Raw genomic sequence first — 11,874 nt, 5'->3', positions numbered from 1 at the left:
CGCAAGAAAGATCGAGCGAGGGGAGCAATGCCAGCCTGGGTCAAAGGCGCGGCCACCGACATCGACGCCGCCATCGCAGCGGCCGCCGACCTGTTGGGCGCGGCACGGATGCCGGTCATCGCCGGCCTCAACGCCGAAGTCTCCGCCATCCGGGCGGCCTTCGATCTTGCCGGGCGCGTGGGCGCCTCCCTCGACACGGACGGCGCGGCCGGCACCTATGCCGAACTCGGCGCCCTCGCCCGCGTCGGCGCGATGACCTCGACGCCGGCCGAGGCGGTCGGCCGGGCCGACGCCGTGCTCGTGCTCGGTTCAGAACCTGCGAAGAGCGAGCTTCTCGGCCGCATCGAGGCCGGTGCCCCCACGCGGGGCCGGGCGGCGGGTGCCGCGCGGGCCATCCTGGCGCTGGACGGGGCCAACGAGGGCGGCGTGCTGCCGGCCCTGGCGCGGCTGCGCGCCCATTTCCGGGGGCACCTCGCCGACGAGTCGCCCACCGCCGTGCTGGCCTCCAAGCTCGCCGCCGCGCAGTACGTGGTGGTGCTCTACGATCCCGCCGAGATCGGTGAGATGGGTGTCGAGACCGTTCAGGGGCTCGTGACCGACCTCAACGACCGGACGCGTGCCTTCTCCCTCGCGGTCTCCGGCGGCCACCGGAACCAGGACAGGGCCGTGGTGCCCGTCTCGGCCTGGACGACGGGGCAGGCCCCGCGCGTCGGCCTCGGCCGCAAGGTGCCCGAGCACGATCCCTGGCGCTTCGATGCCGCAAGGCAGGTCGCGGCGGGCGAGGCCGATGCCGCCCTGTGGCTGTCCTCGCTGCCCGCCCCCCGGCCCGACTGGCTCGGGCAGGTGCCCTCCGTGGCGCTGGTCGGCGAGGCGAGCCCCGATGCCGCCGAGGTGGTGATCGCCGTGGGCGTGCCCGGCCGCGACGTCGGCGGGGTGCTGTGGAACGAGACGCGGGGCGCCCTCACCTACTGGCCGGCTCAGGCGGGAGGATCCGCCCCGGCGGATCGGCCCACGGCCGCCTCCGTGCTGGGACGTCTGACAAACCGACTCGCTGCGAGGAGTGGCACCGCATGCTGAGTGTGATCCGGGGCGGGCGCGTCGTCGATCCGACCGCGTCCCGCGACGCCGTCGGCGATGTCTGGATCGAGGACGGCCGGGTGATCGAGGCACCGGGGCGCGAGCCCGACAGGGTGATCGACGCGGCGGGCTGCGTCGTGATGGCGGGCGGCGTCGAGGTGCATTCGCACATCGCGGGCGGCAACGTCATCACCTCGCGGCTGCTGCTGCCCGAGCTCTACGTGAGCGAGGCGGCGCCTGAGGGGCACCCCTTCGCCCACGCCGGTGGCGCCGCCGCCTGGATCGGCTCGACCTATGCGCGGATGGGCTACACCACCGCCGTCGAGCCGGCGATGCCGCCGACCCATGCGCTGGCCACGCAACTCGAACTCGCCGACATCCCGCTCCTCGACAGGGGCGCCCTGACGGTGATGGGCAACGACGACCAGCTGCTGCAACTGCTCCTCGACGGCGAGGGCAAGGCGGCGGTGAGGGACCTCGTGGCCCTCAACGTCGCGACCTCGCGCGGGCTCGGGGTGAAGTGCATCAACGCGGGCGGCGCCTCGGCCTTCAAGGACGGCGCCCTGAAGCTCTCCCTCGATGACGAGATCCCCTGCTACGGGCTCTCGACGCGCAAGATCATGGGCGCGCTCCTCGATGCGGTGGAGGAAATCGGCGTACCGCACCCGCTGCACGTCCACTGCAACAACCTGGGCCTGCCGGGCGCCGACGATTCGTTCATGGCGACCCTCGACGCGGCGGAGGGGCGGCGCATCCACTTCGCCCACGCGCAGTTCTACGCCTATGGCGAGACCGACGACGGCAAGGGCTTCCGCTCGGCCGCCGAGCGGATCGCCCGCGCCATCGGCGACAACCCGCAGGCCACGCTCGATATTGGGCAGGTGGTGTTCGGCCAGACCGTGACGGTCTCCCTCGACATCCTGCGCCAGTTCGCCGGCCGCAAGGGTGCCAACCCGAAGAAGTGGGTGCTGAACGCGGGCGACGCGGAGGGCGGCGGCGTGGTGCCGTTCCTCTACCGGCCGAAGGGGCCGACGTCCTCGCTGCAATGGGCCATCGGCCTGGAGATCATGCTCCTGTCGCCCGACCCGGAGCGGACGATCCTCACCACGGACCACCCGAACGGCGGCCCGTTCACGCAATACCCGCGCATCATCCACCTGCTGATGGACAGGTCCGAGCGCGAGCGCGAGATCGCGACGCTGCCGGGCATCGTCGGCGAGCGCAGCGGCCTGCCGGGGATCGAGCGGGAATACACCCTCTCCGAGATCGCGCAGCTCACCCGCTCCGGGCCGGCGAAGCTGCTGGGCCTGGACGACCGGGGGCACCTGCGGGCCGGGGCGCGGGCGGACGTGGCGGTCTACCGCGACGACCCGAACCGCACGGCGATGTTCACCGCCGCCAAGCTCGTGCTCAAGGACGGCACGCCGATCGTCGAGGACGGCGAGGTCGTGGACTGGCGGGCGGGCCGCACCCTGTCGCTCACCGTCGAGTCCGATGGGGCGATGGAGAAGCGCACCGATTCCTACCTCACCGACCGCTTCGGCACCGGGCTCGACAGCTTCACCGTGCCGGACGAGGCGTTCGACGCACCGACCTTCGAGGCCGTGCCATGTCGGGCGTGACCAGCGAGCCGCACCCCATGTCTGACCTCACCCTCAACGGCATCCGCGTCATCGACACCTTCGCCGAGGCGTTCGATGTCGCGGGCACGGCCATCGTCGTCACCAACGACACGCCCAAATGGGCGATGATCGCGGCCACGACCATGACCGGCTTCGCCACCTCGGTGATCGGCTGCGGCGCCGAGGCCGGCATCGACGCCATCCTCTCCCCCGACCAGACGCCGGACGGACGGCCGGGCGTGCGCATCCTGCTGTTCGGCTTCGAGCCGAACGGCCTGAAGGACCAGCTCATCAAGCGGGTCGGCCAGTGCATCCTCACCTGCCCCGGCACCGCCTGCTACGCGGGCGTGGACGGGCCGAACAAGATCAAGCTCGGCGGCGCGATCCGCTATTTCGGTGACGGCTTCGCCATCGCCAAGCGCATGCCCGACGAGACCGGCAAGGAGCGCCGCTACTGGCGCATCCCGGTGATGGACGGCGAATTCCTCTGCGAGGATTCGGTTCGCGCCGTCGAGGGCGCGGTGGGCGGCGGCAACCTGCTGTTCCTCGGCCGCACCCATGCCGAGACGCTGAAGGTCGCCGAGATCGCGGTGGAGGCGGCCTCCTCCATCCCCGGCGCGATCCTGCCCTTCCCCGGCGGCATCGTCCGCTCCGGTTCGAAGGTCGGCGGACGGACCAAGGGCATGATGGCCTCCACCAACGACGCCTATTGCCCGACCCTCAAGGGCCGGGCCGGCTCCGCCCTGCCGCCCGAATGCGGCGTGGTGCTGGAGATCGTCATCGATGCCCTCACCTCGCAGGGCGTGTCCGATTCCATGCGGGCGGGGCTGCACGCCGCCACGGAAATCGGCGAGCGGCACGGGCTGATCGCCGTCACGGCGGGCAATTACGGCGGCAATCTCGGCCGCCACCACTACCACCTGCGCGACCTGCTCGCGCCGGCCGCCGGCCAGGAGGGCTGAGCCTTGAGCACCCTCACGCTCCGCGAAGCGCCCCCCGAGCGCCTGGACTTCTTCTCCATCTCCCCCCTCGCCTTGAGCGGCCTCACCCCGGCCGAGGCTGAGCGGCTCGAGGTCGGCACCAGCCGCCGGGGCGTGAAGCTCGGCGATTGCTTCGCCGTCTCCCTCGACGGCTCCGACAGCCTGACCATCGAGGGCGGGCATGAACGCCTCGACCGGGTCGGCGCCTCCCTCTCCGGGGGGACGATCCGCGTCGACGGCGATGTCGGCCAGCGCCTCGGCGCGGGCATGGCGTCGGGCACGCTCACCGTCACCGGACATGCCGGCCCCTACGCGGCCTCCGGCGCCACCGGCGGCACCATCACCATCGAAGGCGACGCGGGCGACTACGCGGGCGGCGCCGTCTACGCGGCCAAGGCCGGGCTCGACGGGGCGACGCTCATCGTGCGTGGCCGGGCCGGGGACCATTGCGGCGACCGGATGCGCCGGGGGCTGATCCTGGTCGGCCAGGCCGGCGCCCATGCCGGGGCGCGGATGATCGCGGGCACCATCGCCGCCCTCGACGTCGGCGACCTGCCGGGCTACGGCATGCGCCGGGGTACCCTCGTCACCGGCAAGCACGGCACCCTGTCGCCGACCTTCGTGGAGACCGGGAGCCACGACCTCGTGTTCCTGCGTCTCCTCGGCAAGCACCTGCGCGCCGTGAGCGAGGCGCACGCCGCGCTGCTGGACAGGCCCCTGCGGCGCTATTCCGGCGACCTCGCGACCCTGGCCAAGGGCGAGATCTGGGTCGCGGGCTGACGGCGGGCCTGCGCTCCCTGGGCGCGGGCCTTGGCCCTGTCCACACGGAGCCGGGCCGGATTATGCTGAGCGCAAGCCGGCCCGAGACGATGGCCGGCATTCGGGAGATCGCCCTTGCTGCTGCTTCTGTCCGCCTGTCTCATCGCCCAGCCCGCCACCTGCCGCGACGAGCAGATCCCGGTGGGTGGCGGGTCCGCCAACGCCTTCGTCTGCCTGCGCAATTCGCAGAGCGTGCTCGCCCAGTGGCAGGACGAGAATCCCGAATGGCACGTCGCGAAGTGGCGCTGCGCGGCCAAGAAGCCGTGAGGGGCCTGCGCCCATGGGCTCGCTGAAGGCCCGGTTCGCGATCCTCTTCGCCGTCAGCGCCATCGTGGTGCTGCTGGCGGCGGCGGCCGTGCTGGCCTCGATCGGGCTGGCCGAGCGGACGGTGGACCGGACGCTCGCCGCCCAGGGGCGCCTCGAACTCCTGGCGGAACTCTCCGGCCGGCTCACCCAGTTCGGCCTCGCCGCCGTGGAGACGGTGGGCAACCCGGACGGCCAACCCGAGGCCATGGCCATCGCCCGCGCCAACGTCGACAAGGCGTTGATCGCCGTGGACGAGGCCATGGCGCGCTCCTTCCCGCCGAGCGACGACCCAACCGACCGGATGCAATACGCCATGCGCTCGCGGCCGATGTCGCAATTGCGCGGGGCGCGGGCGGTCCTCGACCGGCAGGTCTCGCTCATCAGCCGTCAGATGGACCCGGAGAAGCGCCAGGATTCGATCAAGGGCGCCCTCAACGGCTTCGGGGCCATGACCGGCCAGCCGCTCTCCTTCCTGATCGAGGCCGAGCGGCGGAGCATGACGCGGGGCTCCGAGGAGGCGCGCGAATTGTCGAGCCGCCTGCGGCTCGCGGCGGTGGTCGCCGTGGCGGCAGCTCTGGTTCTGCTCCTGATCCTCTACCGCATGCTGACCCGGCCGATCCTGGCGCGGATCGTGGAGGTGCGGCTCGCCGCCAGCGCCATCGGGCGCGGCGCCCTCGACACCCGCCTGCCCGTGCAATCCCGCGACGAGCTCGGCCTGCTCATGGCCAACGTCAACCGCATGGCCGCGCGCCTTTCCCGCCGGGAGGTGCACGTCGCGGCCGACCGGGCGGCCCTCGAATCGACCATCGCCGCCCGCACGGCGGATCTGCGCGCCGCCAACGCCCGGCTGGAGGCGGTGGACCGCTCCCGTCGCCGCTTCTTCGCCGATGTCAGCCACGAATTGCGCACGCCGCTCACCGTCATCCTCGGCGAATGCGACATCGCCATGCGGGGCGCCGCCCGCGCCGCCGACCCGACGCCGGCCTTCACCACCATCCGCAAGCGCGCCCAGCGGCTGAAGCGCCGGGTGGAGGATCTGCTCCGCGTCGCCCGCTCCGAATCCGGGGAGATCGAACTCGACCGTCGCCCGCTCGGCGTCGCCGCCGTCCTGGCCGAGGCGGTGGACACGATGTCCTCCGAAGCCGCCCGCCGCCGGGTCGCCCTCGACCTCGTGCCCGGTGCCGAGGACGTGGAATGCGTGGCCGACCGGGAATGGCTGCGCCAGACGGTGGAGAGCCTGATCGACAACGCCCTGCGCCACGCCACCGGGCTCACCCGCGTCGAGGTCGCGCTGGCGCGGGTCGAGGGGAACGCGGCGCGCATCACCGTCACCGACGACGGGCCGGGCTTCGGCGCGCCGGAGGCCGAACTGACCGAGCGGTTCAAGCGCGGCAAGCGTGTGGACGGCGCCCCCGCCCCGGACGAGACCGGCTTCGGCATCGGCCTCGCGCTCGCCCGCTGGGTGGTGGAGCAGCATGGCGGCACGCTGCATCTTGGTGAGGGCGGGGCCGGACGCGGCGCCCGCGTCCGCCTGGACATTCCCGCCGCCGAGCCGGCATGGATGGACCGGGCGTCCGTGCAGACGGGTGCCGGAGGGAAGCTGAGGGAGCCGGCCGCATGACGCGGATCCTGATCGTCGAGGACGACATCGATATCCGGGGCCTTCTCGCCCGTGGCCTGGAAGCCGAGGGGTTCGAGGTCGGCACCGCCGACAGCGTCGGCGACGCCCTGAAGGCCGCCCGCGATCCTGCCCCCGGTGCCGTGCTCCTCGATGTCGGCCTGCCGGACGGGTCCGGCCACGATGTCTGCCGCTCCCTCCGCGAGGGCGGCTTTTCCGGCCCGATCCTGTTCCTCTCGGCCCGTGACGAGATCCGCGACCGGGCCGAGGGTCTGGCGCTCGGCGCCGACGACTACATCGTCAAGCCGTTCGAGTTCGACGAGCTGGTCGCCCGGCTGCGCACCCACCTGATGCGCCGCCAGCAGGCAGAGGCGCCGCGCTCCCGCCTCGTCGCCGGCCGGCTGCATTTCGATCTCGACACCCGGCAGGTCACCTGCGGCGAGGCCAGCGCCCGGCTCACCCCGCGGGAGGCGGAACTCCTCGCCATGCTGATGGACAGCCTCGGCAAGCCGGTCTCCCGCGCCGAGATCTTCGACCGGCTCTGGGCGAGCCAGGGCGGGCTCTCCCTGAACGTGGTCGATGTCTATATCGGCTATCTCCGCTCCAAGATGGCCGATTTTGTCCGCTACGGCGGTCCAGTCCTCACCACGGTGCGCGGCAAGGGTTTCATGCTGGAATCCCGGGGGCCGGATTTCCGGCAGTGACGTTCTGTCTTGGACCTTTGGGGGATAGCGGGGGTCCGAGCGGAATTATTTTGTCGGATCAATCCCTTCGGCTCACCTCTCACGAAAAATTTGGGATGATCCGGCAATTTGGTGCTTGAATGCGAAGGGCAAATGGACAATATCAGTCCTGCGCCAGAAACGAGAGCGCCATCAGTGTCTTAGGGTCCTCTTAGGATTGATCTGAGGACGCTCGGTGAACGAAATACTAAGGAGAAACACCATGGCCTGGGCTGCCCCCGTTGTGTCCGAGATCTGCGTCGGCATGGAAGTGACGAGCTACGAGTCGGCCGAGATCGACACCTTCAACTGATTTCAGGCGGGCCGGGAACACGGGAGACGCACCATGCGCGTCGTAGTTCTCGGCTCCGCTGCGGGCGGCGGGCTTCCTCAATGGAATTGCCGCTGCCCCATCTGCTCCCTCGCGCGCAGCGAGCCGGAGCGCGTCCGCCCCCGGACGCAATCCAGTATCGCCGTGTCCGCCGATGGCGACGACTGGCTGCTGATCAATGCCTCGCCAGACATCCGCCAGCAGTTGTTCGACAACAGCGTGATGCATCCGCGCGAGGGGCTACGTCATTCCCCGATCCGCGCCGTGCTGCTCACGAACGGCGATGTCGACCATGTGGCTGGGCTGCTGACCCTGCGCGAGGGCCAGCCCTACACGCTCTATGCGACCTCCGGCATCCTCGACTCCGTCAACGCGAACCGCGTGTTCGACGTGATGGCCGAGGGTGTGGTGAAGCGCACCAGCGTCGCCCTGGAGAGCACATTCGAACCCCTGCCCGGCCTCACCGTGACGCTGTTCGCGGTGCCGGGGAAGGTGCCGCTCTGGCTGGAGGGCGCCGAGGTCGAGATCGGCGCGGCGACCGAGACGACGGTCGGCGCGATGATCGAGGCGAACGGGCGCCGCCTCGCCTACATTCCCGGCTGCGCCCTGGTGGACGACGCGGTGCGAGCCCGCCTCGACGGGGCGGATGCCCTGCTCTTTGACGGCACGGTGCTGCACGACGACGACATGATCCGGGCCGGCGTCGGCACCAAGACCGGCTGGCGCATGGGCCATGTGCCGATGCGGGGCCACAACGGCTCGATCGAGGCCCTGTCGGGTGTCTCCATCGGGCACAGGGTCTTCGTCCACATCAACAACACCAATCCCGTCCTCGTGGAGGGCTCGGCCGAGCGGGCCGACGTCGAATTGGCGGGTTGGACGGTCGCTCACGACGGGCTGGCCCTACAGCTCTGAGCGTCGCGCACCATTTAAGTGGGCGTGTCTCGTACCCACATCCCCGGTCTGGGGCCGTGCACTCGGTCCGGGCAACGCCAAGAAGTCGGTCACAAGACCATCGGGCACGAGCCGAAGTCGGACGCCGGAAACGCCATGAACGCCATCTTCCCGACCCCGGATGCCGCGGAGAGCGAACGCCTCCTCACCGGCGACGAAATGGAAGCCGCCCTGCGCGACATCGGCGCCCGGCGCTACCATATCCTGCACCCGTTTCACCGCCTGCTGCATGACGGCAAGCTCTCGAAGGATCAGGTCCGGGCCTGGGCGCTCAACCGCTACTATTACCAGGCGATGATCCCGGTGAAGGATTCCGCCGTCCTCGCCCGGATGCACGATGCCGAGTTGCGGCGGATCTGGCGCCAGCGCATCGTCGATCACGACGGCGACGGCCCCGGCGACGGCGGCATCGAGCGCTGGCTGAAGCTCGCCGAGGGCGTCGGCTTCCAGCGCGACTACGTGCTCTCCACGAACGGCATCCTCTCCGCGACCAAGTTCGCCGTGGAAGCCTATGTGCATTTCGTCTCGGAGCGGTCGCTCCTGGAGGCCATCGCCTCGTCGCTGACCGAGATGTTCTCGCCGACCATCATCTCCGAGCGTGTCGCCGGGATGCTGAAGAACTACGACTTCATCACGAAGGATACGCTCGCGTACTTCGACAAGCGCCTCACCCAGGCGCCGCGCGATGCCGACTTCGCCCTCGACTACGTGAAGAAGCACGCGACGACGCCGGAGTTGCAGCGGCAGGCGATGGCCGCGCTGACCTTCAAATGCAACGTCCTCTGGGTACAGCTCGACGCGCTCTATTTCGCCTACGTGGCCCCCGGCATGATCCCGCCGGATGCGTGGCAGCCGGGCGTCGGCCTCGTCGCCGGGGCGGACGCGCCCAAGGCGGAAGCCGCCGGCCCGCGCAAGACCGTGCCGGGCGATACACCGCGCCTGCCGCGCGGCGTCCGCCTGCGCAACGACGAGACCCGCGGCAAGTATGTGCTGCTCGCCCCCGAGCGCACCTTCGACCTCGATGACAACGCCGTCGCCGTCCTTAAGCTGGTGGACGGGTCGCGCACGGTGTCCCAGATCGCCGACGAGTTGGGCACGATCTACGCCGCCGATCCGCGCGCGATCGAGGCGGATATCTGCGTGATGCTCGACGGCCTCGCGGAGAAGCGGGTGTTGGAGCGATGAACGCACAAGCGCCGATCCGCCCGGACGCGCCGGCACCGGTGGGGCTCCTCGCGGAGCTGACCCACCGCTGCCCCCTGCGCTGCCCCTACTGCTCGAACCCGCTGGAACTCGACCGCCGCTCGGGGGAACTCGACACGGCGACGTGGCAGCGGGTGCTGCGGGAGGCGGCGGGACTCGGCGTGCTGCACGTCCACCTGTCGGGCGGCGAGCCCACCGCCCGCAACGACATCGTCGAGATCACCAAGACCTGCGCAGATCTCGGCCTATACTCGAACCTGATCACCTCCGGCGTCGGCGGCGCGCTCGACAAGCTCCAGGCGCTCTACGACGTCGGCCTCGACCACGTGCAATTGTCGGTGCAGGGCGTCGATGCGGCCAATGCCGAGAAGATCGGTGGTCTGAAGAACGCCCAGCCGCAGAAGATGACCTTCGCCGCCAAGGTGGTGGAACTCGGCCTGCCGCTGACGCTGAATTCGGTGATCCACCGGGGCAACATCCACGAGGTGGCGGGCTTCATCAACCTCGCGGTGAAGATGGGCGCCAAGCGCCTCGAAGTGGCTCACACGCAATATTACGGCTGGGCCTACGTGAACCGCGCCGCGCTGATGCCGAACAAGGCCCAGGTGGACGAGTCGATCCGCATCGTCGAGGCCGCCCGCGAGCGCCTGAAGGGCCAGCTCGTCATCGACCTCGTGGTGCCGGACTATTACGCCAAGTACCCGAAGGCCTGCGCCGGCGGCTGGGGCCGCAAGCTCATGAACGTCACGCCCCAGGGCAAGGTGCTGCCCTGCCACGCGGCGGAAACGATCCCCGGCCTCGAATTCTGGCACGTGACGGACCACTCCCTCGGGGAGATCTGGCGCGATTCGCCGGCCTTCACCGCCTATCGCGGCACCGATTGGATGCAGGAGCCCTGCCGCTCCTGCGACCGGCGGGAGAAGGATTGGGGCGGATGCCGCTGCCAAGCGCTCGCGCTCGCGGGCGATGCGGCGGCGACCGATCCGGCCTGCTCCCTGTCCCCGTTGCACGCCAAGGTGCGTGCCCTCGCCGTCGAGGAGGCGGCCGAGACGCCTCCCGACTACGTCTACCGCACGATCGGCAGCAATATCCGCTCGCCGCTGAAAGAAGGTGCCTCTTCGTGAGACTCATCCCCGTCGCGGCTGCCCTCGCCCTCGGCCTGTCCGCTCCGACCCTCGTGTCGGCCACGGAAACGCCCGCGCCGACGCAAGCCAACGCCACGGCCGCGCCCAGCGCCGCCGACCTGCTGTTCGAGCAGCCGCAGATGAAGAACGCGGCGCCGGGCAGCACCATCACCTACGATTACCTGCGCCGCTCCGGCATCGCGAAGGGTCCCTTCGGCGCGCCGCTGCAGGATACGGTGACGATCAAGGTCGAGCCGGGCAAGCAGCCCGACGGCCGCAACATGGATGTCGCCATGTTCTCCGGCCTGAACCGCCGCCCGGCGGGGCCGTTCGAGGACATGGTGGGCAACCCCATCGTGCCGCTCTTCCTCGAGAACCACGTGATGGCGCTCTCCAAGGTGCTGGAGGCGAACCCGCGCTACCTGAAGCTCGCGATCCGCAAGGGTATGCGCGAGAAGGCGACCGTCACTCCGGTCAAGATCCCGTTCGACGGCAAGCAGGTCGATGCGTATCGCATCGAGATGCAGCCCTTCCTGGGCGATCCGATGGGCGAGCGCATGCGCGGCCTCGAGAACCTGACCTACACCTTCGTCACCTCGCCCTCGGTCCCGGGCGAGATCGTGTCCATGGAAGCCGTGTCCAAGACCAAGGATGGCGGCGAATTGCTGGAAGAGAAGCTCGGCTATGATCAGAAGGCTGGCTAGTCTCGCGATCCTCACCGCCCTGGGTGCCGGCCTCGCCGCCGCGCCCGGCCGCGCCGCCGAGGAGAACGATTACCCGACCAACGCGCGGGTGGATTACGTCTTCGGCTGCATGGCCGCCAACGGGCAGACCCGCGACAGCCTGGAGAAGTGCTCCTGCTCGGTGGATCAGCTCGCGGCGATCCTGCCTTACGACAAGTACGTGCAGGCGAGCACGATCCTGTCGATGCGCCAGGGCATCGGCCAGCGGGCCAACGAGTTCAAGTCGACCAAGGTGTTCGACGACAAGGTCGCCGACCTGCGCCGCGCCCAGGCCGAGGCCGAGATCCGCTGCTACCGGGGCTGATAGGCCCACGATTCGGAGGCGACGTCCCGTTGCGCGCCGCCCCCGTTTCCCGCACACCGGGTCCGTGACCG

13 protein-coding genes are annotated in these 11,874 nt (G+C 70.3%); all 13 read left to right on the top strand.

The genetic code is table 11. The features are described from left to right. Positions 1 to 27 precede the first annotated feature (27 nt). The 13 genes from AAHF99_RS03445 to AAHF99_RS03385 all read left to right on the top strand — a co-directional run bounded on the left by AAHF99_RS03445 (position 28) and on the right by AAHF99_RS03385 (position 11,803). Entirely contained in the window at positions 28 to 1,077 is a 1,050-nt protein-coding gene (locus AAHF99_RS03445; RefSeq protein WP_342162667.1) for a formyltransferase, read from the top strand. Then, on the top strand, positions 1,071 to 2,699 hold the full coding sequence (locus tag AAHF99_RS03440) for a formylmethanofuran dehydrogenase subunit A (protein WP_342162666.1): 1,629 nt from the start codon (positions 1,071 to 1,073) through the stop codon (positions 2,697 to 2,699). Before AAHF99_RS03445 ends, AAHF99_RS03440 begins: the two co-directional genes overlap by 7 nt. Positions 2,700 to 2,716: 17 nt before the next feature. Then, the gene (gene fhcD / locus AAHF99_RS03435; protein ID WP_342162665.1) at positions 2,717 to 3,661 is read left to right on the top strand and encodes a formylmethanofuran--tetrahydromethanopterin N-formyltransferase; all 945 of its coding nucleotides are present in this window, start codon (positions 2,717 to 2,719) and stop codon (positions 3,659 to 3,661) included. Positions 3,662 to 3,664: 3 nt separating this feature from the next. Next, on the top strand, positions 3,665 to 4,459 hold the full coding sequence (locus tag AAHF99_RS03430; RefSeq protein ID WP_342162664.1) for a formylmethanofuran dehydrogenase subunit C: 795 nt from the start codon (positions 3,665 to 3,667) through the stop codon (positions 4,457 to 4,459). Positions 4,460 to 4,573: 114 nt separating this feature from the next. After that, complete coding sequence (locus AAHF99_RS03425) at positions 4,574 to 4,765, top strand: hypothetical protein (protein ID WP_243958922.1); 192 nt, start codon at positions 4,574 to 4,576, stop codon at positions 4,763 to 4,765. A gap of 13 nt (positions 4,766 to 4,778) precedes the next feature. Next, complete coding sequence (locus AAHF99_RS03420) at positions 4,779 to 6,425, top strand: sensor histidine kinase (protein ID WP_342162663.1); 1,647 nt, start codon at positions 4,779 to 4,781, stop codon at positions 6,423 to 6,425. Then, positions 6,422 to 7,126 (top strand): response regulator transcription factor, encoded by a 705-nt coding sequence (locus AAHF99_RS03415; RefSeq protein ID WP_243958926.1) that lies wholly within the window; start codon positions 6,422 to 6,424, stop codon positions 7,124 to 7,126. The genes AAHF99_RS03420 and AAHF99_RS03415 overlap by 4 nt, the downstream gene beginning before the upstream one ends. Before the next feature lie 241 nt (positions 7,127 to 7,367). Next, positions 7,368 to 7,457, top strand: coding sequence for a pyrroloquinoline quinone precursor peptide PqqA (gene pqqA / locus AAHF99_RS03410; RefSeq protein WP_238204934.1), 90 nt, complete (start codon positions 7,368 to 7,370; stop codon positions 7,455 to 7,457). 33 nt (positions 7,458 to 7,490) lie between these two features. Next, on the top strand, positions 7,491 to 8,390 hold the full coding sequence (pqqB, locus tag AAHF99_RS03405) for a pyrroloquinoline quinone biosynthesis protein PqqB (protein WP_342162662.1): 900 nt from the start codon (positions 7,491 to 7,493) through the stop codon (positions 8,388 to 8,390). Between the two features lie 135 nt (positions 8,391 to 8,525). Continuing rightward, positions 8,526 to 9,614 (top strand): pyrroloquinoline-quinone synthase PqqC, encoded by a 1,089-nt coding sequence (gene pqqC / locus AAHF99_RS03400; RefSeq protein WP_342162661.1) that lies wholly within the window; start codon positions 8,526 to 8,528, stop codon positions 9,612 to 9,614. After that, positions 9,611 to 10,756, top strand: a complete 1,146-nt coding sequence (gene pqqE, locus AAHF99_RS03395; protein ID WP_342162660.1) for a pyrroloquinoline quinone biosynthesis protein PqqE — start codon at positions 9,611 to 9,613, stop codon at positions 10,754 to 10,756. Before pqqC ends, pqqE begins: the two co-directional genes overlap by 4 nt. Further along, a complete protein-coding gene (locus AAHF99_RS03390; protein ID WP_342162659.1) occupies positions 10,753 to 11,460 on the top strand; it encodes a hypothetical protein in 708 nt (235 codons plus the stop codon). Before pqqE ends, AAHF99_RS03390 begins: the two co-directional genes overlap by 4 nt. Next, entirely contained in the window at positions 11,441 to 11,803 is a 363-nt protein-coding gene (locus AAHF99_RS03385) for a hypothetical protein (RefSeq protein ID WP_243958934.1), read from the top strand. The genes AAHF99_RS03390 and AAHF99_RS03385 overlap by 20 nt, the downstream gene beginning before the upstream one ends. Positions 11,804 to 11,874: the final 71 nt, after the last annotated feature.

It is taken from the genome of Methylobacterium litchii (genome assembly GCF_038442315.1).
GTDB lineage: Bacteria > Pseudomonadota > Alphaproteobacteria > Rhizobiales > Beijerinckiaceae > Methylobacterium > Methylobacterium litchii.
The sequence above is the reverse complement of the archived record's forward strand: the minus strand, read 5'-3'. Positions and strand labels throughout refer to the sequence as shown.

Coding starts and splice junctions, on each gene's coding strand:
- AAHF99_RS03440 (WP_342162666.1), top strand. CDS start 1,071: ATGCTGAGTGTGATCCGGGGCGGGCGCGTCGTCGATCCGACCGCGTCC.
- pqqB (WP_342162662.1), top strand. CDS start 7,491: ATGCGCGTCGTAGTTCTCGGCTCCGCTGCGGGCGGCGGGCTTCCTCAA.
- pqqC (WP_342162661.1), top strand. CDS start 8,526: ATGAACGCCATCTTCCCGACCCCGGATGCCGCGGAGAGCGAACGCCTC.
- pqqA (WP_238204934.1), top strand. CDS start 7,368: ATGGCCTGGGCTGCCCCCGTTGTGTCCGAGATCTGCGTCGGCATGGAA.
- fhcD (WP_342162665.1), top strand. CDS start 2,717: ATGTCTGACCTCACCCTCAACGGCATCCGCGTCATCGACACCTTCGCC.
- AAHF99_RS03415 (WP_243958926.1), top strand. CDS start 6,422: ATGACGCGGATCCTGATCGTCGAGGACGACATCGATATCCGGGGCCTT.
- AAHF99_RS03445 (WP_342162667.1), top strand. CDS start 28: ATGCCAGCCTGGGTCAAAGGCGCGGCCACCGACATCGACGCCGCCATC.
- AAHF99_RS03420 (WP_342162663.1), top strand. CDS start 4,779: ATGGGCTCGCTGAAGGCCCGGTTCGCGATCCTCTTCGCCGTCAGCGCC.
- pqqE (WP_342162660.1), top strand. CDS start 9,611: ATGAACGCACAAGCGCCGATCCGCCCGGACGCGCCGGCACCGGTGGGG.
- AAHF99_RS03385 (WP_243958934.1), top strand. CDS start 11,441: ATGATCAGAAGGCTGGCTAGTCTCGCGATCCTCACCGCCCTGGGTGCC.